The following is a 20,340-nucleotide window of genomic DNA, read 5'->3' on the forward strand; positions in this document are numbered from 1 at the left end:
TGCCAACCGGTAAGTATGGCGTTTTTTTAGGCTTCTATTTTAGAGGCGGCAACATATTAACGCAACATGCATCAAAAACACACGAACATCACTAAACCTGAACTGGGGGAGTTTGCCCGCAATGAACTGGCCATTTTAGGCACACCTTGTGGCGCTATCCAGAAGCTGGCAAGCAAGCTTGTTGAAAAGTTATCTGCCTCATGGAAAATTGCTTATGTAGATGCCGACCACAGATCGGCAGACCTGGAGCAAGAGCACGGTGCAGACTCAGATTCAACTATAGCTTTCGGTGCCGGGCTAGCGTTCACCGACAAAATTTCTTTCCGGCGCTTAGACGTTAAGCAGGAGTTTAACCCTTATCAGAACCGCCAGCTTTTTAATGCGCAAGACTTGGTACTGGTAAACGGAAATCATTTTAAGGCCAAAAGCCAGATTGTTGTCATAGACCCTGCCAAGCCGCTGGATTTAAAGCTGGAAAAGTTAACCGATGTGCGCCTGCTTATACTTCGCGATAGCTCCACGCCTGTACCAGATTACCTGCGCCAGCACCTGCCTGACCTGGAGCAACTGCCGGTATATACTTTGGAGCAGGAAAACGAGATAGCAGCATTTATACTTGCTTTCCTGGACCAGCAGGTGCCGAAGCTGAAGGGGCTGGTGTTGGCCGGAGGGCAAAGTACGCGCATGCAGCAGGACAAAGGCAGCCTTGCTTACCATGGCGTAGATCAGCGGGAGCATGTACGCACTTTGCTAGCAACCTGCAGCGAGCAAGTATATATCTCCTGTAACCAGCAACAGCGCGATACTCTAGAGAACCCCAATACTATACTAGAAGATAAATTTATCGGAATAGGCCCCATGGGAGGTATTTTGAGTGCTATGCAGCAAGATCCTAACAGCGCGTGGCTCACACTTGCCTGCGATTTACCATACTTATCTGAGCACACGTTGCAGTACCTGGTGCAGCACCGGAATCCCTCTAAACTCGCCACCGCTTTCCTAGACCCGGACGGCAAATTTCCGGAGCCGCTTCTTACTATTTGGGAGCCTCGGGCGTACCAGGTGCTGCTGTCATTTTTAGCGCAAGGCTATACTTGCCCCAGAAAAGTGCTGATTAACGCAGATGTGGAACTGCTGCAGGCACCGGATGTGCAGGAGCTGCGTAATGTCAATTATCCGGAAGAGTACCAGGAGGTAATGCGCGACATCCAAAACAGCAAGACTAAGATTTAAAAGCGTTTCATACTTCAAAATGCGCTGCTGCCCGACATCCGCCGCAGCCTGATTATACCAAGCAATACAAGTATAAATACGATGGAAGAACAGAAAGCTAACAAGGAAGGGCAAAGCGAACAGCCGCATAACGATACCAGACGCGATTTCCTGAAGCAGTCGTCTCTGCTTACTGCCCTTGTTTTAACGCCCCCGACAGTTTTTAATGCGGCAGCTGCGCGTTTGGATGAGAAGGTGGCGGAGAAGTTTGAGAAAGTACCCGTAACGCTGGAAATTAACCGCGTAAAGCAGAAGCTGTCAGTAGAGCCCCGCGTAACACTGCTGGACCTACTGCGTGAGCAGTTGAACCTTACGGGCACAAAAAAGGGCTGTGACTACGGCCAATGCGGCGCCTGTACCGTGCACGTAGACGGTGTTCGGGTAAACTCCTGCCTGACCTTTGCGGTAATGCTGGATGGCAAAAAAATAACAACCATAGAAGGACTTGCCGAAGGCGACGAACTGCACCCGATGCAACAGGCTTTTATAAAGCACGATGGCTTCCAGTGCGGTTACTGCACGCCGGGGCAAATCATGTCGGCGGTGGCTTGTGTCCGGGAGGGGCATGCTAACTCAGAAGCCGAGATACGAGAATACATGAGCGGAAATATCTGCCGTTGCGGTGCTTATCCCAACATTGTGAAGGCGATTCAGGAGGTTAAAAACGGAGGGCAGAAAGTATGAATCAGTTTGAATATACCCGGCCCACCAAGCAGAAAGCAGCGCTGGAGCAAAAAGCCAAAAGCCCTGCTACTAAGTTCATCGCTGGGGGCACAAACTTAATCGATCTGATGAAGCACGGGGTGGAGAACCCGCAGAAGCTGGTCGATATAAACCGGCTGCCGCTGCACAAGATCGAGCAAACCAAAACCGGACTTAGAATCGGTGCGCTGGTTGCCAATAGTACGGTGGCTGAAGACAAGCAGGTGCTGGAGAAGTTCCCGCTGCTTTCGCAGGCATTGGTGTCCGGAGCGTCGGCCCAGTTGCGCCACATGGCTACGGTAGGCGGCAACATAATGCAACGCACCCGCTGCTACTACTTCTACGACACCGCTCTGCCCTGCAACAAACGAGAACCCGGCTCCGGCTGCGGCGCCTTAGAAGGCATTAACCGCATACATGCCATCTTTGGCTTCAGCGATAAATGTATAGCGGTGCATCCCAGCGATATGTGTGTGGCACTGGCCGCGCTGGATGCAAAAGTGCTGGTAACAGGCCCGAACGGAGACCGCAGCATATCGTTTCTGGATTTTCACCGCCTGCCCGGAGATCAGCCTGAAAAAGACACTAACCTTGGGCCTGATGAGCTAATCCTGGCAGTGGATATTCCAGCATCTCCCTTTACCAAAAATGTACATTACCTGAAGGTGCGGGAGCGTGCCTCGTATGCGTTTGCGCTGGTGTCGGTGGCGGCGGCGCTGGATATAGAGAATAACACCATCCGAAACGCACGTTTGGCAATGGGCGGCGTAGCGCATAAACCCTGGCGGCTACTCGGGGCGGAAAAAGCACTGATCGGGAAGCAAGTCTCTGAAGAGGTTTTTCAGCAGGCAGCAGCGGTTGCCATGCAAGGGGCTAAGGCATTTGAGCACAACGAATATAAACTCAAACTTGCCCCTAACTCCATTGTGCAGGCGCTAAAAAATGCGGCAGGCATGGCTTAACAATAAACCAGGAACAATATGCATAGTAAAGTGGATATAGGAGATCCGTTGGATAGGGTGGAGAGCAGGCTGAAGGTAACGGGCACTGCAAAGTATGCGGCGGAGTATAACTTGCCCAACGAAGTATACGGGGTGTTGGTGACAAGTACAATCGCAAAAGGCCGCATCAAAAGTATAGACACCAAAGCGGCACAAAGGGCAACAGGTGTATTGAGCATTATCTCGCACGAAAATGCGCCCAAAGTGCCTGGCTACAGTGCTTCTGTCAACAACGAAGGCGCTAGGGTCTACGGGCAGGAATTCCGCTTGTTTTTTGATAATAAGATCTACCACAACCACCAACCTGTAGCACTAGCCATAGCAGATAGTTTTGCTCGCGCGGATTATGCGGCAAGCCTTGTTAAGGTTGAGTATGAGCCGGAACCACATGACACAGATATGCGGGATAGCCTGGAAAAAGCCATCAAGCCAGCCCGGCACGATGACTACTCGCGCGGAGTGGCTGGCGCCTTCAAATCTGCGCCTATCCAAGTGGAGCAAGCGTATGAAACGCCTTTCCAGGTGCACAACCCGATGGAGCCTCACGTAACAACCGCTGTTTGGGAAGGCAATGATAAAGTAACCGTCTACAACAAAACACAGGCAACTAAAATATCGCAGAAGGAAATAGCGAAGGCTTTTGATTTGAGTGAGGAGAATGTCCGGGCGTATTCTCCATTCGTAGGCGGCGCTTTCGGAAGCTCTTCACGTGTTTGGCCGCAGGAAATGGCCGCTATCATGGGAGCTAAAGCTACAGGCAAGCCAGTGCAGGTGGTCTTAAAACGGGATCAGGTGTTTAATATGGTAGGCTACCGGCCCCGCTCTGTGCAACGGTTCGGTATTGGAGCAAGTGCTGACGGTACTTTGACAGGTATCACGCACGAGGCTTATGGTTCCACATCTCAGTATGAGCAGTTTACCGAACGCATCACTGACCCTACAAAATCAATGTACAGCTGCCCGAACCTGAATGCTACTTATAGGTTGGTGCGGCTCGACATGAGTACTCCCTGCTGGACCCGCGGCCCCGGCGAAACAAGCGGTTCTTTTGCGCTGGAATCTGCCATGGATGAGCTGGCTTACAAACTGAAGATGGACCCGCTGCAGCTTCGCCGGAAGAATTTTGCTGCTAAAGATCCTGAAAACAACAAGCCCTGGTCCAGCAACTATTTAAGGGAATGCTATGAGGCTGGAGCCAAACGTTTTGGGTGGAGCAAACGCAAATCCGAGCCGCGTTCTATGCGCGACGGAGACTGGTTGATAGGTATGGGCATGGCATCAGGGGTGTACAAAGCGGTACGCGATAGGGCAGTAGCCAGGGCAAAACTGTCTCAGGATGGCTCCCTGCTTGTGCAAAGTGCGGTAGCTGATACTGGTCCAGGTTCTGCCACCATTTTCACGCAGATCGCCGCTGACGCCATGGGCATTGACGTTGAAAAAACACGGTTTGAATGGGGAGACTCTACATTGCCTTATGCTCCAGGTCAGTTCGGGTCTCATACTACAGCTTCTGTTGGGTCAGCGGTTTATGAGGTGTGCAAGGCACTGAAGCAGCGGCTGCAGCAATTAGCAACAGAGCAAGCAATACAGGCTGCCCGCACCGAAGACCTTTTGTTTGAGAACAATGCCATTAGCCTGAAAGATGGCTCATCCAACATACCTTATACAGATATTCTAAAGCAGCAAAGCCTACCGGAGTTGGAGGTGATCAAAGAATCTGAAGGGAACCCTGCCATGGAAAAATATTCTGGCAAGTCTTTTTGCGCCAATTTTGTGGAAGTGCGGGTGCATGCTTTAACCGGCGAGGTGCGGGTAAACAGAGTGGTGTCGGCAGTAGATTGCGGCAAGGTGATGAACCAGAAAACAGCGGAAAGCCAGGTCTACGGTTCTGTAGTCTGGGGAATCGGAATTGCTTTAATGGAAGAGGGGATTATAGACCACCGCTATGGCCGCCATGTAAACAATGACTTGGCCAAATATTACGTGCCGGTAAACGCAGATGTGCCTGACATAGAAGTTGTTGTGATCGATAAACCAGATCCGGTGCTCGATCCGATGGGTGCAAAGGGTATGGGCGAAATTCCGTTAATAGGATTTAGCGCAGCAGTAGCCAACGCAGTTTACCACGCCACTGGCAAGCGCATCCGCGAGCTTCCGATAACTCCTGAAAAGCTGGTATAAGTATAAATTTCTCAAGGATAAAATCATCAGTCAGTAAATAAGTATAGATGGGATTTATAGATGACAAGGAAGTAGAAGCGCCTTTTGTGGGCGACCCGATGGATCGTATTGACGGGCGTTTAAAAGTAACCGGGACAGCTACTTATTCTGCCGAGTACCAATTGCCCGAGATGGCTCATGCTGTGCTGATAGGCAGTACGGTAGCCAAAGGCCGCATCAAAAGTATGGATACTAAACAGGCAGAGCGTGCGCCTGGGGTTTTGGCTGTGATAAGTCATCTGAACTCGCCTAAAGTGCCCGGCCACATTAACCGCGACCATCCCGCAGAGCCACCTAAAATAGGCCAGCCGCTACGCGTTTTTTACGATGATAAAATATACTTTAATGATCAGCCGGTTGCCGTCGTAGTGGCCGATACGCTGGAACGCGCTCGTTATGCTGCTGGCTTAATTCAGGTGAAGTATAAGGAAGAACCGCATCAGACTGATTTCAACCAAAACAAGCAAAAAGCAGACTTGCCTACCCAAGCGAAGCGCAACCCAAAATCTGGTTTAGCGGATTATACCCGGGGAAAGGAAGATGCCTATGCGACTGAGGCCATAAAAATGGAGGCGGAGTATGTGCAGCCCACCGAGGTGCACAACCCTATGGAGCTCCAGGCTGTCATTGCGCATTGGGAGGCACCCGACAGGCTTACGCTGTATGATAAAACACAGGGAGTAAAGTCCACGCAGAAAACCTTTGCCGAAGAGTGGAACATTCCGGTGGAGAACGTGAAAGTAGTGGCTACGTTTGTGGGCGGAGCTTTTGGGAACGCCCTCCACAATTGGCCTCACGAAACGGCAGCTATTATTGCCGCTAAAAAAGTAAACCGCCCCGTAAAGCTGATGCTGACGCGGGAGCAGATGTTTACCATGGTAGGTTACCGGCCGCATACCTGGCAGAAAGTAGGTATGAGCGCAAGCGCAGATGGCCAGCTAACAGGCATAACCCATGAGGCTATCGGCCAGACTTCATCTTACGAGGAGTTTACAGAGTCAACGTTGCAGCAGAGCCGTATGATGTATACTTGCCCTAACGTGACAACCCGCTACCGCATTTTACCGCTCGATATCAGCACGCCTATCTGGATGCGCGGCCCCGGTGAAGCCACCGGAGCCTTTGCCCTGGAGTCAGCTTTAGATGAAATGGCGCATCAGCTGAAGATAGACCCGCTGGCCTTCCGATTGCACAACTTGCCTGATAAAGATCCGCAAAACGGCAAGCCCTGGTCTACTAATTACCTGCGGGAATGTATGGAAATGGGTGCGGAGCGAATAGGATGGCAGGAGCGTAAAATGCAGCCCGGAAGCAACCGGGAAGGTGAGTGGCTGGTTGGCTTTGGCATGGGAGCGGGTACTTTTGGCGCAAACCGAAGAGGAGCCAAAGCCTATGCAAAGCTGCAACCAAACGGCACCATTCTGATCCAAAGCGCTACGACCGATATTGGCCCCGGCACCGGTACCGCCATGGTGCAGATAGCTGCCGATGCCTTGGGAGTGCAACCCGACAAAATACGATTCGAGCTTGGAAACTCCGCTTTCCCTGATTCCCCGAAGCAAGGCGGTTCATCTACTATAAATAGTGTAGGGTCTGCTGTGCGTGCCGCCTGCCTGGAGCTGAAGCAAAAGCTGCAGCAGTTGGCTGCTGCCCGGTCCGGAACAGCCTTCAGCGCAGCAAAGCCAGAGGATATTTCTATCGCAGACGGAAGTATAACGCTGGCCGGAAACAGATCGGCAAGTATAACTTACGCAGATTTACTGAAGCAGAACCAAGGGCAGGATATTGAGGTATTAACCACTTCGGAACCGGGCCAGGAGCGGGAAAAGTATTCCATGTACTCCTTTTCCGTACATTTTGCAAAAGTGCATGTACACCCTGTAACCGGGCAGGTGCTGGTACAAAAAGTGGTTTGCTGCGCCGATGCCGGAACAATCATCAACACAAAAACAGCAGGTAACCAGATGATAGGAGGTGCAGTGGGAGGAATTGGAATGGCCTTAGTGGAAGATGCCGTGCTTGATCATCGTTTCGGCCGCTATGTTACAAAAGATTTTGCCAGCTACCATGTGCCCGTGCATGCCGATATACCTCCCGTTGAGGTAGCCTTTGTAAACAAACCCGATATGATCGTGGACCCGATAGGTACTAAGGGGCTGGGTGAGATCGCTATAATTGGAGTAGCCCCCGCCATTGCAAATGCCGTGTTCAACGCGACAGGTAAACGTATACGGGAGCTCCCAATCACACCGGACAAGTTGGTGTAAAAATATAAGAATTGAGATGAAGGAAATACAGGATATCGTGTATGCTTACGAGAAGGCTATAAAATCCGGTAAGCAGACGGCACTGGCCACAGTAGTACAATTGGAAGGCTCGGCCTACCGCAGGCCGGGCGCGCGCATGCTGGTAACCGACGTTGGCCAGCTGACCGGCGCAATTAGTGGCGGCTGTCTGGAAGGAGATGCCCTGCGCAAAGCCCGTCTGGCCATGGTGCAGCAGGAGCCCATGCTTGTCACCTATGATACCACCGATGATGACGACGCAAAGCTGGGTGTGGGACTGGGCTGCAACGGTATCATCCAGATTCTGATTGAACCAATCGACCCTGCCTTGCCGGAGAATCCTATCGCTTTACTGAAAAACTACCTGGATAAGCGGCAAAAGGCTGTACTGGTCACGCTGTTTTCGCTGCAGGACAAGAAGGCAAAGCAAGCTGGCACACGTTTGCTTTTAATGGAGAATAATCAAAGTATAGGATCATTTCCTGAAAGTGATTTGCAGAACCAATTGCTGGCCGATGCGGCAGAAACGCTTCGAACCCATACATCTCAGCTCAAAGAGTATCAGCAGGAAAGTATAAAAATAACTGCTTTTATGGAATTTCTGAAGCCGTGTGTTTCGCTGGTTATTGTTGGGGCAGGTAACGATGCCATACCTTTAGCCCAAATGGCAACGGTGCTAGGCTGGCAGATTACTGTGGCAGACGGTCGGGCAAATTACGCCACGCACGCACGCTTTCCGATGGCAAATCAGGTGCTGGTAGCGAAGCCGGATGAGCTGCTGCCTCAACTGGATATTGACGCCCAAACCGTGGTCGTGTTGATGACCCACAACTATAACTATGACTTAGCCATGCTGCGGCAATTGCTTCCATTGTCCATACCTTACGTGGGCGCTCTCGGCCCGAAAAAGAAGCTGCAGCGCTTGCTGGATGAACTGAAAGAAGACGGATTTGAACCTGACAAACAGCAGCTACAGAAAATTTTCGGACCTACAGGTATAGATCTGGGTGCGGAAACTTCCGAAGAAATCGCGCTTTCTATTGTGGCAGAGATAAAAGCAGTGCTGTCTGGCAAGCAGGTTAACTCGTTGCGGAATAACGCTGGTGCTATACATCCGAGAGATAAAAAGCTTCAGCCTGATGATGATGTAGCACCAGGCGCATACCGCAGCTGCTCTTTTTAGGCTTAACTTTATACTTTGTAGCACAGCATGGAAACAGGACTCATCATATTGGCAGCAGGCGCATCCACGAGGCTTGGCAGGGCAAAGCAGCAGCTAGTGTACAAAGGGCAAAACCTTTTGCAACGGGCAGTGCAGGAAGGATATGCATCCGCTTGCACACCTGTTGTAGTGGTGCTGGGTGCCAGGGCAGCCCAACTGGAACTTGACTTGCCAGCCGCTCCTGTTTTACATACAACTGAAAACCCAGATTGGCAGCAGGGAATGGCTTCGTCTGTTAAAGCTGGTCTGCAGAAAATGCTGGCTGTTGCCCCGGCAGTGGGAGGTATAATACTGATGGTTTGCGACCAGCCTTTTGCAGACCGCCATATCCTGAACAACCTGATAAACACGCTGCAATCATCCGAAAAAAAAATTGCGGCATGTGCTTACAGCGAAACTTTGGGAACTCCAGTAATGTTCAGCAAACCGCTTTTCCAGGAATTACTGCAGTTACAAGGACAGGAGGGAGCCAAAAAACTTCTGTTTAAGTATGCCCACGATGTTGCCGCCGTGCCTTTTGCCAAGGGAAGTATAGATATTGATACGGCCGCAGATTATGCCGCTCTCCGGTTATCAGAATAATTGTGCCGCCAACAGAATAATACTACAAAGTGGCACTACGGCAGGCGGTTATACTTGCTGAGCTGCGGCGCTCCTGTTTTACGGTTATCCTTTCCGGGCAAACTGCCGTAGTACCCATAGTCAGAACCTTCTATTTCGTCCTCCCAAAATCTGTTTGTAAGCGGGTGCGGAGGAAGCTTAAAATAATCAGGACACAGATGAAGATAACTCTTTTTGGAATGGCAAAGGAACTTGTGGGGCAGCCGGAAATTTACCTGGAGGATACGAGCGGTATCAAACAGGTAAAGGACGTGAAGGCGAGGCTGAAGAAGGAGTATCCAGCTTTCGAGAAACTGCCGACCATGGCGATTGCCGTCAACGTGAATTTTGCACAGGACGATGACCCGGTTACTGATCAGGATGAGGTGGTTGTAATTCCACCGGTAAGCGGAGGGTGAGCGTTATGATAGATATTGTAAACGAAATCGACCTGAACGTAGCGTACAAACACCTGCGCGACCCCGGATCCGGCGCTATCTCATTGTTTCTAGGGTCTGTACGCAATGCCACCAAAGGCGAAGAGGTGTATAAGCTGGAGTATGAGGCTTATAGAGAAATGGCCATGAGCGAGATGCAGAAGATAGCGGCAGAGGCTACCACCAAGTATAAACTTCAGAAAACACTGATAATTCACGCGGTTGGAGAGAAGCAGGTTGGCGACCTGGTTGTAGTGATTGGCGCATCAGCCCCGCACCGGAAAGACGCCATGGAAGCCACCAAGTACATGATCGATACCTTAAAACAGACTGTGCCAATCTGGAAGAAAGAGTTCTTTGAGAACAAGCAGGTATGGGTGTCCGAAAACCCCTGAGCGTATGCTGCTAGACCAACACAACAGAACCGTAAATTACCTGCGGCTATCCGTAACCGACAAGTGCAACCTGCGCTGTTTTTACTGTATGCCGGAAGAAGGGATTCCGTTTTGCAAAAAAGAGGATGAGCTGTCGTTTGAGGAAATGCTGCGCATCTGCCGCATCCTTACCAAACAGGGTGTCAACAAAATCAGAATAACAGGCGGTGAGCCTTTTGTGCGGAAAGACCTTCTATACTTTCTGAGGCAGCTGACGGAGCTGGAAAATCCCCCGGAGCTAAGCATCACCACAAACGCCACACTGTTGGAGCCGCACATAGAGGAGCTGAAAAACCTAGGCATAACAAGTATAAACGTGAGCCTGGACACGCTGGATGAGGCGCGTTTTTTTGCCATTACCCGCCGCGATGCTTTTCAGCAGGTAAACCGAAACCTGAACATCTTGCTACGCGAGGGTTTTGACGTAAAGGTGAATTGCGTGGTGATGGAAAATAAAAACATTGAGGACATTATCCTGCTCTCGGAGCTTACCAAAACGGCCCCTGTCAGCGTGCGTTTTCTGGAGGAAATGCCTTTTAACGCTCAAACCGGGGAGCAGACGGAGCTGCAGTGGAACTACCTGCATATTCTGGAGCACCTGGAGGCGCACTACGGCCCGCTGGTAAAACTGAAGGACCCGCAGCATTCCACCTCGCTTAACTATAGCATACCAGGGTACAAAGGCAGAATCGGGATCATACCTTCGTTCAGCCGTACTTTTTGCGGTACCTGCAACCGCATTCGCCTCTCCGCCAACGGTGATTTTAGGACCTGCCTGTACGGAGCGGCAGCGCTTAATTTGCGCGATGAGATACGGCAACCTGTAACGGATGGGCAGCTGCTGCAACGAATCCAAAATGCCCTGAGCCACAAACCTGCCAACGGTTTTATGGCAGAAACACAAAACACACAACACATAAAAGACTCCATGGCCTACCTTGGAGGTTAAGCATGCAAGATAAGAATCAAGAAGAAGTACGGATTTCTGAGAAATCTATGATGGTAGATGTGGGCGGCAAAGCGGTGACAAAACGCGTGGCGCAGGCCGAATGCTACATTCAGTTTCCGCCGCAGGTGTTTGCTATGCTGTGCCAGAACCAGTTTTTTACGCACAAGGGCTCTATCATCAATACCTCTATTGTAGCAGGTTTGATGGCCGCCAAAAAGACATCCGATATTCTGCCGCTTTGCCACCCGCTGCCGCTTACAGGTACTGATCTGGAGATTACACCCGAAGAAAACCAGATTCGGGTCCAGTGTACAGTAAAGTGTGAAGGCAAAACCGGGGTAGAGATGGAGGCGCTAACCGGTGCCTCGGTGGCAGCACTCTGCATTTACGATATGTGTAAGGCTTTTTCGCATGACCTGACGATTACAGGCGTAAAACTCTGCTACAAAAAAGGCGGCAAAAGCGATTACGGCATGCAATAATTAAACGCTGGTTTACCCAATTCTATGGCAGCTCCGGAAGTTTTGATAGTAGTAGCGTTTTTTCTGATCGCACTGTTCTACTCCTCCATCGGCTTTGGGGGCGGGTCGAGCTACCTGGCTTTGCTGAGTCTGTTCTACGCCAATTTCGAGTTTATCCGTACTACAGCGCTTGTCTGTAATGTGGCGGTGGTGCTGGGCAGCGTGGTCCTGTTCTATCAAAAAGGGTACTTCGACTGGCGGCGTTTTTTGCCCTTTGTTGTCGTCAGCGTGCCGGCTGCGTTTTTTGGGGCACAGTTTCAGTTGTCGCAGCGGGGCTTCTTTATCGTGTTAGGTTTGGCCCTGATTTTTTCTGCTTTCGTGCTGCTGATTAAAACTATGCTGCAGCGGCAGGCAGCACAAAAAAAGTATACTTCAGCAACAACGACGGCCCTGGGAGGCAGCGTTGGATTTTTGTCGGGTATGGTAGGCATAGGAGGGGGCATTTTTCTGTCGCCGGTGCTTAACCTGATGCGGTGGGATGAGCCTCGGAAAATAGCGGCGCTGGCGAGTTTTTTTATCCTGGCCAACTCTGTATCCGGATTGGGAGGTTTATTTGTGAGCGGCTCGCTGCACCTGGACCTGCCGCTTCAATTGGCTCTTATTGCGGCTGTTTTTGCAGGAGGCCAGTTAGGGGTAAGGCTAACGCTCGGATTGCTAAATCCGGACATCGTTAAATCACTTACGGCTGTGCTGGTGCTATACGTAGGTTTGCGGCTGGTTATATTACATACTTTAGGCATCCATATATGAGTTTGATTTCTGTTGAGGAGGCACTGCAGGCTATGCGGGAGCATCGTGTTGATTTAGGAACGGAGGAAGTAGCGCTAGAAAATGCCACAGGTAGAATACTCCGGGAGAACATCCTAGCCGACAGAGATTTTCCGCCTTTCGACCGCGTAACAAAAGATGGAATTGCCTTACAGTATCAGGCATTGGCCGCACATAATCGCTTCAGCATACAAGGTATACAGGCCGCCGGTGAGCCACAGCAGGAGCTAACTAAACCGGAAGGGTGCATGGAGGTAATGACAGGGGCCATACTGCCAGCAGGCACAGACACAGTTATCATGTATGAGGAGGTGGAAATTACAGCTGGTGTAGCGCACGTAAATCCTGAGAAAGTGGCAAAGCGTCAAAACATTCACTTTAAAGGGATGGATGCCCGCGCCGGCGATGTGCTGCTGCAGGCTCCGGCGAGACTGACTTCCGGCCACATCAATACCCTGGCTAGCGTCGGGAAAGTAAGCATTACAGTTGCCAGGTTGCCACGTATAGCTATTATTTCTACTGGAGATGAACTGGTGGACCCTGACCAAAGCCCAGCGCAGCATCAAATCAGGAAATCGAATGTGTACGCCTTAAAAAGTCTGCTGAAGGAAGAAGGAGTGAAAGCGGACCTATACCATGTGCACGATGAGCAGGAAGCTGTGCAGCAAAAGCTCCGGCAATTGCTGGAAGAGTATGACGCTTTGCTAATAACCGGGGGCGTCTCGAAAGGTAAGTATGATTTTGTGCCGGATGCGCTTCATCACCTTGGTGTGCAGAAGGTTTTTCACGGCATCAAGCAGCGGCCCGGTAAGCCCTTTTGGTTTGGTGTGAAAGATGAAAAGCGAGTGTTTGCCTTCCCCGGAAACCCAGTTTCTACGTTTGTTTGTTACCTGCTATACTTCCGGGAGTGGCTGGGGCAAAGTATAAATTGGCCATTGCCGCAGGTGCCGCTTCAAGCAAACACGAAGCCTGGCTTACAGGAATTCTGGCATCACCGCTTGGTTCGCGCCACCTGGAGTGGCCAGGCGCAGGCGTTTGAGGTTGAGGAGATCGGTACTTCCGGCTCCGGAGATTTAGTGAGTTTAAACCTGGCCAACGGTATACTTTCGGTGCCGCCCGCAACAGCAAAAGAAGCGGTGCGTTTTGTGCCTATCTCTACTCATTTTTACGATTTTGTTAATAAACCTCAGGCTGCAGTCTCATCACATTAAACAAACAATATATGCTGGATAAAGAAGAAATGAAACGGTATAACCGGCAAATCATACTTCCTGAAATTGGTTTAGAGGGCCAGCAGCGGCTGAAACAGGCCAGCGTGCTGGTGATTGGTGCAGGCGGCTTGGGCTGTCCGGTGCTGCAATACCTGGCTGCGGCTGGCGTAGGCCAAATCGGTATAGTTGATGATGACCTGGTGGAGGAAAGCAATCTGCACCGGCAGGTGCTGTACAGCAGTGCCGATGCGGGCAGGCAGAAAGCTGTGGTGGCCGCAGAGAAAATCACGCTCCTTAATCCGCTGGTGCAGGTTAGAGCCTATCCGGAACGGCTAAACAGCCACAATGCGGAAATTCTTCTGCGTTACTATGATATTGTAATTGACGGCTCAGATAATTTCCCGACACGGTACCTAGTCAACGATACTTGTATGGCCCTAGACAAGCCCTTTGTGTATGGCTCTGTTCAGAAATTTCATGGGCAGGTAGCTGTTTTTAATTATCAAAACGGGCCATCGTACCGATGTTTATACCCCGAGCCTCCGGCTGCATCCGAAATACCTAATTGTGCTGAAGCAGGCGTGCTGGGCGTGCTACCCGGTTTGGTGGGAATGTACATGGCCAACGAAGCGCTTAAACTGATTTGCCAAATAGGAGAACCTTTATCAGGAAAGCTGCTTGTGCTGGATATCCTTCAGAATGATTTTCGCTTGCTTGGCATCAAGCGAACCTCCCGTGCTAATGTAAAGGCAGCTCCTGACTCCGCGCCTGAAGAGTGCTCCAGCACAAAAACAGACATCAATTTACCTGAACTGGAAGAAGGTTTAGCGCAGCAGCGGTTTTACCTGGTGGATGTCCGGGAAAGCTATGAGTTTGATGATTTTAACATTGGCGGCAACAACATACCTTTAGCAGAGCTGCCAGAAAAAATAGATGAGTTACCTCAGGGTAAAGTGATTGTTTTTTGTTGCCAGAGCGGTGCCAGAAGCAGCGCAGCGGCAACTATGCTGCGGCAGCAGTACCCGATGCTGAAAGTGTATAACTTGAAAGGCGGTATTTATAGTTAAAGGTGATATTTAGCATAACCGGTGCTATGCCGCAAACTGATCAGGCTTTTCTTTACGTATGGTATAAAAACCTTTCCCTTCTAAAAGAAGGCGCTATGATGTCTGCAACTGTCAGTATTATTATCCCCACTTACAACGAAGCCCAAGGTATACAGAGCCTTCTGTATTATTTGTTTAATTGTGTGAGTGAAACAGCGCCGGAAATTATAGTGGCAGACGGCGGTAGCACAGACGAAACTTGCATGTTAGCCCAGCTTGCCGGTGCCAGGGTAGTACACTCACCTAAAAAAGGAAGAGCAGCGCAGATGAATGCGGGAGCGGCCCAGGCATCGGGAGAGATTTTATACTTTCTGCACGCAGACACATTTCCTCCTCCAGATTTCCTGCAGCTTATCCAGCGCAACTGCAGCTCTAAGTATGGCGCTGGGTGTTTCAGGCTTCAGTTTAACAAGAAGCATTGGTTTTTAAAGTTAAATGCGTGGTTCACACGTTTTGATGTGGACACCATACGTTTCGGCGACCAAAGCCTGTACGTTTTAAAGGATCATTTTATGAAAATCGGCGGCTTCTGCGATGACCTGCTGCTGATGGAGGACCAGGAAATAATTTATCGGATTAAGAAGCGAACCAACTTTAATGTGTTACCGGCTGCTGTAACAACCTCCGCACAGAAATATCTCGATAATGGCGTATACCGTCTTCAGCTCGTTTTCTTCTATATATGGCTGCTATACTACCTCGGGTACTCTCAGCAAAGGCTTGTTAAAGTGTATAATAAGCTCATTAAGAGATCTAAGTTAAAGGATGAAACGTACATGAGGCAAAACTAAAGATGGATTTTAGAGTGGAGCTAAAGGTTTGTAAACATGCTGCTTCGCTCACCTTTATCCTGTTATAAAAATAATTCACAAGCTTAAGTATGGAAGAATCAGTAATTGATAAAATTAGAGAAGATAAAAGTGCGGCAACCGAAAAGCGTCGAGAAATTGCAGCCTGGGCAGCTGTCGGCTTGGTAGATTTCAGCCTGATTTCTCTGCTGCAGATGGGCTATGTCCGAAAGCTGCCTGACTTGCCGGGCGATGTTTTTGATACAGTTAAAGTAAATACCTCAAAGGATGCTGTGATTATGGGAATGCCTGACGGTGTGATTAGTTTGGGAGCGTACGCAGCTACCATGTTTCTCGCTATGGCTGGTACCCGCTTCAAGAAACGCTCAAAGCTGATTGATTTAGCGCTTGGCGGAATTGTATTAGGGCAAGCTTTGGGCGCAGCGCAGTACCTTTACAAAATGGCTTTTGTGCAAAAAAAAATGTGCGTGTATTGTGTGACAGGTGCCGTTATCAATTTCGTATCTATCAAACCAGCCTATAAGTTAATAACTGGCCAATCCTCTTAAAGTATGATCGGCTTACAGAGAAAGCGCCCGGTCACCAAAATTATTTCTTACGGACACAAATGGTCGAGCGGGTGTTCATCTGAGCGTTCCGGTACAGTGCCATCGGGCAACATCCAGGCACGTTGCTGCCTGAAAGGTATCATGAAAAGATTTAAGGGCGTCTGCTCTGCAGAGTCGCGGTAGGAGGGTACGCCGATCGTGATTTCATTTTGTGGAATATGCAGGCGGAGTGACCTGTGCAAGCGATCCCAGCACGAAAAGATAACCGAGAAATTACTGTTAGTCTCTTTCGCGACAATTGAGTGATGAATACCGTGCATGCGTGGTGTAACTATTAACCGGCAAAGCTGCTTTTCTACCTGGTAAGGCAAGCGCAGGTTAGAATGATGAAAAGCGGTGCAGCCTTCAAAAATCAGCTCATAAAAAAGCACCAGCGGGGCCGGAACTCCGATAAGGGCAACAACCGCACAGCGGTAAGGAACAGAAGCGATGTTTTCGCCCACATGAAAACGCCAGGCAGTTGACAAGTCCAGGTCCAGGTCGATGTGATGCACGTTATGGAAACGCCACAGTGAATCTGATTTATGGAGCAGCACATGCCAAAGGTAATTAGCATAGTCTAGTAAAAGAAAACCTGCCGCATACTGTGCCCATTTAGGTAAATGAAGCCAGTTAGATACTCCCAATTTATACTTGGCAGCCTGCTGTGCAGCAGCGTGTGAGAACGGTATCAGGAGCAGCCGCAAAGCAGGCAGCGCCACCGCAGCCACGCTTGCGTTTTCTTTGAGCCGCTTGACTTTTGGCTGTGTGCGTTTGCGTAATTTTATTCTGCTTTCAAGTATAAACAAAGCTGCCGCCGCCGCCCCGAGCAGGGGCATTCCGACGTAATCAAAGTATGGAAACCTAAACTTCATTACAGAAGCTTACCTCCTAACGTGAATATTGGTTGCAGTACTAGTATGCGCCAATGCAGCCGCCTCACACCGATGGGTGCAGATTCGCCATGCCGAAAGAGCAGGGCGTTAACTCATTTTGTAAAAACTTTAAAGAATTAGCTCTTTCATTTGCCAGCACTTGATTTACTCTATCCCAATCAATTGGTTTATTAAGTAAATTATAGTCAATGTGTTTTGTGTCTGTAATGAGCCTTTCTTCTAAGTCAAACATTTTTAAAATCGACTCAAATCGGGCTAAGCCTCTTTTTCTATTGCCTAACGCTAAAAAAGGTTTATTAAATAGTATGGAAAAGGCACAGCCATGAAAAGAGTCACATATAACAAATTTTGCATCCATTACCCCTCTCAACCACCTTGTTACAGGAGGATAAGCGCAATTCTCCAGGTCTTTTTTGTTTCCAATAGTTAACGGTTTGTTTTGTGTAACTGTAAAGGGTTTCAAATTAAGGATATTGGCAACCTCATTGATCAATTGCTCCTTATCTATGTCATTATCCAACACATAAGTCATTAAGGTGCCATCAACTTCCGGTTCATTTTCATTCTGAATCAACTTGTAATAATCATTTGGTTTCAAAAGCAGGGTGGGGTCTAATACTTGGGTTGCTTCTATACCAAGGTGCTGTTTACATAATATTTTTCCGGAAGACTCTCTCACAGAAACAGCATGAAATTTTTTTGCTAACCTTGCGCACCGCTCTGTATGCTTTTTATTGAATGTCCAATTAGAAACCCCAAAGGATGCCGCATACGTTATTTTCCTGACTTGATTATTTCCTTCTATAAAATCCAGGAAGTAATTGCTGATATTAGGAGAATATTTAGGCCTCCATACCTGATCGCTTCCAACTACATAGGCATCAAAATTATCGTTATTTAGCTGTTGCATACCAGCATTTGTATCTATTGCTGGAGTGATAGGAGCTATGTATTTATGCTTAAAATAAGAAGTATGCATTCCAACTTTTTGCTCTTGCTCAGCTGTAAGTATGGATAGTTTGTAATTTTTGTTGTTTAACAAATAGCCATGAAAAATCATTTTTAAGTAAGCCTTTATCCTTTTCGATATCTTCTTTCTGTTATATATTCGATTGATAATCCAGACTGTATAGCCAAAGCTTTTTAAGGTTTGCTGTAAAGCATATGCCTGAAGCAGCCCTCCATAGTTATTGTGGAGAGGCTGTGTTAGAATGCCTATTTTTTTGGGTTGATTGACTTCCATAGCTTTTAAGGTAAATATTTTCGGACTTTCTGATTTATTTTGGTTAGAACCTTCAACTGCAGTAAGTCTGTTGATAGATCAGAGTCAAAGTTTTTAGCATTGGGACTAATTGACCATAATTCAAGGCTTTTGGCACGTACTTTCAGCCTTAGGTTCTGAACAAATCTGTTTGGTACAGATATTTTGCTGTCTGTAAACCTTTTTGGAGGGATTATTTTTCCTTGAGCTAAGGCTTTTTTTATTCGAAACGGCTGTGCATTTTGTCTATGATTAAAACTCCCACGCTGAGACTTCAGGAAATCCGCAAGCGGTAGCAACTGTACATTTAGTTCTTTATTTTGGATAGCAGTCTGAATTAATTGTTCTGCAGCAGCGGATCGTGTAACTATCACACTTGTACCTGATCCGTCGCGTGCATGAGGGTTAAACCAGGCATCCCCTAGAGAAATATCGGCTAGTTCAGTGGTAACATCATCACAAAAATCACATGCATTGGCCTTAAATAAACCAGTACCCCACATGTCTCCGACTGTCTTCATTTTTATCTTTCTCTCTGCTTTGGACTTAATATCTGTGCAGCCGAAGGAGTAGTCATAGGCGGTGGAAGAGTAGTCTTTTATTCTGTATTGAGGACTTACAAAGCAGCCAATTTCAGCACCAGCTTTTGAGGCCATGTATTCCGTAAAAAACGCACTTTTTAGTCCGCCGCAAATTATGCCAACCAAAAATTTTATTTTTTCCTGAAGTTCCGGGTGGTGATACTGGGCAAGCCTGATAGCCTTTATAAAACAAGCCACGCCTGCTATGGCAACTACACCCGGTAAGTCCTTGAGCAAAGGAAGAACAGTAGCAAATGTTACCGGATAGTATTTTGTTCTAGTAGCGTGCAAAAGTTCCTCTGTAGAACTGCTTATGCAATACTCATAGAAGTTAGTAGCTGACTCTCTGACTGAAATTATATGATCAACCTCACCACTTTCTATTAAATAAGAGAAAACATAGGTTGCTAGCCCTCCGGAGGAAGATTCAGTTCTGAATTTCTGAGAAAAGCCGACGTATAGATTGTTATACCTGCCGATGTTCTTCTGATAATTTGGGGCATCTTCCAAAAATAAAGTAGCTAACTCGTCCTCCGATTTAACTTTTTCGTTAGGCCTCGGGTTGAAAGGACAAAGGTCTAAATTGTATTTCTCAGAGAGGGTATCTTGCTTTAGATGAGGTATTAAAAATCCACTTTCATTCCATTCCATTTTTAATTCGCTCTCATTACTATAAGTACACATTCCGCAACCAACACATAGGTCGTTGGCTACTACAATATTCTTTTCCTTTGTAAGCATAATTCATAGACTTTAAAATATGATGAAAGGCATTAAATGAGAAGTATAGCTCAGCAAGTATAATCAGAATTATCAGGGAGAATTTGACTTATATGACATATCTTTTTAGACAAAAATCATTCAAAGTAATAGGGGATAGATTTTTAATATGAGCCGCTAAGGAGTATGTAAGCTGTAAGTATAATTTATTATGTGATAAATATAGTTTAAACATTTATACGTAAAGTTATAATTTTGTTTTTAAGTTTTATATTAACTTTAAATTAATAAATATGGCTATTTGAAAAACTGATCTAGATTTAAATAATTGATTATTGATATATTTACATCTTTTGCAGTTTAAATATGGGAATTTTTATTGTATTAAATTATACTAGAGAAATTTCAGTAAATGCTACTACTACTTAATAAGGGTACTGGACTTTTACTAGCTGTTGAACAAAGTAATACTCTGAATACATGCTTTAAATTCAACAAATAACTGTTTAAGAACAATTAAAAAAGGGGTGCAACAGTTGGTAATCCTATGTTACAGGAGTGATGTTTGTTAAGGCTGAATTCGTGTTGGAGTTAGGGATTTGCAGCAAACATAAATAAATGCAATAGCCCACCCTAACCTAACAGTTAAAGTGGGCTACTACAGAGAAATTTATACTTTAGCTTAGAGGCTGTTTTGATTTTATTTTGATAATTTTTTAAGCATCAAGTGAATCATAGCCACTCGTATCATTGTCTCA

The 20,340-nt window shown here is 47.7% G+C and carries 19 protein-coding genes; 16 read left to right on the forward strand and 3 right to left on the reverse strand.

Translation table 11 applies throughout. The features are described 5' to 3' along the window. Positions 1 to 66 precede the first annotated feature (66 nt). The 16 genes from Q1B04_RS18845 to Q1B04_RS18920 all read left to right on the forward strand — a co-directional run bounded on the left by Q1B04_RS18845 (position 67) and on the right by Q1B04_RS18920 (position 16,085). Complete coding sequence (locus tag Q1B04_RS18845; protein ID WP_299762069.1) at positions 67 to 1,233, forward strand: NTP transferase domain-containing protein; 1,167 nt, start codon at positions 67 to 69, stop codon at positions 1,231 to 1,233. A gap of 81 nt (positions 1,234 to 1,314) precedes the next feature. After that, positions 1,315 to 1,956 (forward strand): 2Fe-2S iron-sulfur cluster-binding protein, encoded by a 642-nt coding sequence (locus tag Q1B04_RS18850; RefSeq protein ID WP_299762072.1) that lies wholly within the window; start codon positions 1,315 to 1,317, stop codon positions 1,954 to 1,956. Further along, positions 1,953 to 2,936 (forward strand): xanthine dehydrogenase family protein subunit M, encoded by a 984-nt coding sequence (locus Q1B04_RS18855; protein WP_299762075.1) that lies wholly within the window; start codon positions 1,953 to 1,955, stop codon positions 2,934 to 2,936. The genes Q1B04_RS18850 and Q1B04_RS18855 overlap by 4 nt, the downstream gene beginning before the upstream one ends. Positions 2,937 to 2,954: 18 nt before the next feature. Continuing rightward, entirely contained in the window at positions 2,955 to 5,156 is a 2,202-nt protein-coding gene (locus Q1B04_RS18860) for a xanthine dehydrogenase family protein molybdopterin-binding subunit (protein ID WP_299762078.1), read from the forward strand. Between the two features lie 47 nt (positions 5,157 to 5,203). Beyond that, positions 5,204 to 7,462 carry a xanthine dehydrogenase family protein molybdopterin-binding subunit gene (locus Q1B04_RS18865; RefSeq protein ID WP_299762081.1) on the forward strand — a complete coding sequence of 753 codons (2,259 nt, stop codon included), beginning with the start codon at positions 5,204 to 5,206 and terminating at the stop codon, positions 7,460 to 7,462. A gap of 16 nt (positions 7,463 to 7,478) precedes the next feature. Further along, positions 7,479 to 8,663 carry an XdhC/CoxI family protein gene (locus Q1B04_RS18870; RefSeq protein WP_299762084.1) on the forward strand — a complete coding sequence of 395 codons (1,185 nt, stop codon included), beginning with the start codon at positions 7,479 to 7,481 and terminating at the stop codon, positions 8,661 to 8,663. A 27-nt stretch (positions 8,664 to 8,690) separates the two neighbouring features. Next, positions 8,691 to 9,284, forward strand: coding sequence for a nucleotidyltransferase family protein (locus Q1B04_RS18875; RefSeq protein ID WP_299762087.1), 594 nt, complete (start codon positions 8,691 to 8,693; stop codon positions 9,282 to 9,284). A 197-nt stretch (positions 9,285 to 9,481) separates the two neighbouring features. After that, on the forward strand, positions 9,482 to 9,721 hold the full coding sequence (locus Q1B04_RS18880) for a MoaD/ThiS family protein (protein ID WP_299762090.1): 240 nt from the start codon (positions 9,482 to 9,484) through the stop codon (positions 9,719 to 9,721). A 5-nt stretch (positions 9,722 to 9,726) separates the two neighbouring features. Beyond that, complete coding sequence (locus Q1B04_RS18885; protein WP_299762093.1) at positions 9,727 to 10,134, forward strand: molybdenum cofactor biosynthesis protein MoaE; 408 nt, start codon at positions 9,727 to 9,729, stop codon at positions 10,132 to 10,134. 4 nt (positions 10,135 to 10,138) lie between these two features. Further along, a complete protein-coding gene (gene moaA, locus Q1B04_RS18890) occupies positions 10,139 to 11,122 on the forward strand; it encodes a GTP 3',8-cyclase MoaA (RefSeq protein ID WP_299762096.1) in 984 nt (327 codons plus the stop codon). A 2-nt stretch (positions 11,123 to 11,124) separates the two neighbouring features. Continuing rightward, complete coding sequence (gene moaC / locus Q1B04_RS18895; protein ID WP_299762099.1) at positions 11,125 to 11,604, forward strand: cyclic pyranopterin monophosphate synthase MoaC; 480 nt, start codon at positions 11,125 to 11,127, stop codon at positions 11,602 to 11,604. A gap of 24 nt (positions 11,605 to 11,628) precedes the next feature. Then, the gene (locus Q1B04_RS18900) at positions 11,629 to 12,393 is read left to right on the forward strand and encodes a sulfite exporter TauE/SafE family protein (RefSeq protein ID WP_299762102.1); all 765 of its coding nucleotides are present in this window, start codon (positions 11,629 to 11,631) and stop codon (positions 12,391 to 12,393) included. After that, the gene (locus Q1B04_RS18905) at positions 12,390 to 13,622 is read left to right on the forward strand and encodes a molybdopterin molybdotransferase MoeA (protein WP_299762105.1); all 1,233 of its coding nucleotides are present in this window, start codon (positions 12,390 to 12,392) and stop codon (positions 13,620 to 13,622) included. The genes Q1B04_RS18900 and Q1B04_RS18905 overlap by 4 nt, the downstream gene beginning before the upstream one ends. Before the next feature lie 11 nt (positions 13,623 to 13,633). Further along, positions 13,634 to 14,689, forward strand: coding sequence for a HesA/MoeB/ThiF family protein (locus Q1B04_RS18910; protein WP_299762108.1), 1,056 nt, complete (start codon positions 13,634 to 13,636; stop codon positions 14,687 to 14,689). 98 nt (positions 14,690 to 14,787) lie between these two features. Then, complete coding sequence (locus Q1B04_RS18915) at positions 14,788 to 15,519, forward strand: TIGR04283 family arsenosugar biosynthesis glycosyltransferase (protein WP_299762123.1); 732 nt, start codon at positions 14,788 to 14,790, stop codon at positions 15,517 to 15,519. 89 nt (positions 15,520 to 15,608) lie between these two features. Next, positions 15,609 to 16,085 (forward strand): vitamin K epoxide reductase family protein, encoded by a 477-nt coding sequence (locus tag Q1B04_RS18920; protein ID WP_299762111.1) that lies wholly within the window; start codon positions 15,609 to 15,611, stop codon positions 16,083 to 16,085. A 47-nt stretch (positions 16,086 to 16,132) separates the two neighbouring features. On the opposite strand, the gene Q1B04_RS18925 is transcribed toward Q1B04_RS18920, so the two are convergent. From Q1B04_RS18925 to Q1B04_RS18935, 3 genes are all read right to left on the reverse strand, one after another. After that, positions 16,133 to 16,999 carry a sterol desaturase family protein gene (locus Q1B04_RS18925; RefSeq protein ID WP_299762114.1) on the reverse strand — a complete coding sequence of 289 codons (867 nt, stop codon included), beginning with the start codon at positions 16,997 to 16,999 and terminating at the stop codon, positions 16,133 to 16,135. Between the two features lie 64 nt (positions 17,000 to 17,063). Next, entirely contained in the window at positions 17,064 to 18,263 is a 1,200-nt protein-coding gene (locus Q1B04_RS18930) for a polysaccharide pyruvyl transferase family protein (RefSeq protein ID WP_299762117.1), read from the reverse strand. A gap of 5 nt (positions 18,264 to 18,268) precedes the next feature. Further along, a complete protein-coding gene (locus Q1B04_RS18935) occupies positions 18,269 to 19,603 on the reverse strand; it encodes a Coenzyme F420 hydrogenase/dehydrogenase, beta subunit C-terminal domain (RefSeq protein WP_299762120.1) in 1,335 nt (444 codons plus the stop codon). Positions 19,604 to 20,340: the final 737 nt, after the last annotated feature.

Origin of the sequence: uncultured Pontibacter sp. (genome assembly GCF_947495565.1) — a bacterium.
GTDB lineage: Bacteria > Bacteroidota > Bacteroidia > Cytophagales > Hymenobacteraceae > Pontibacter.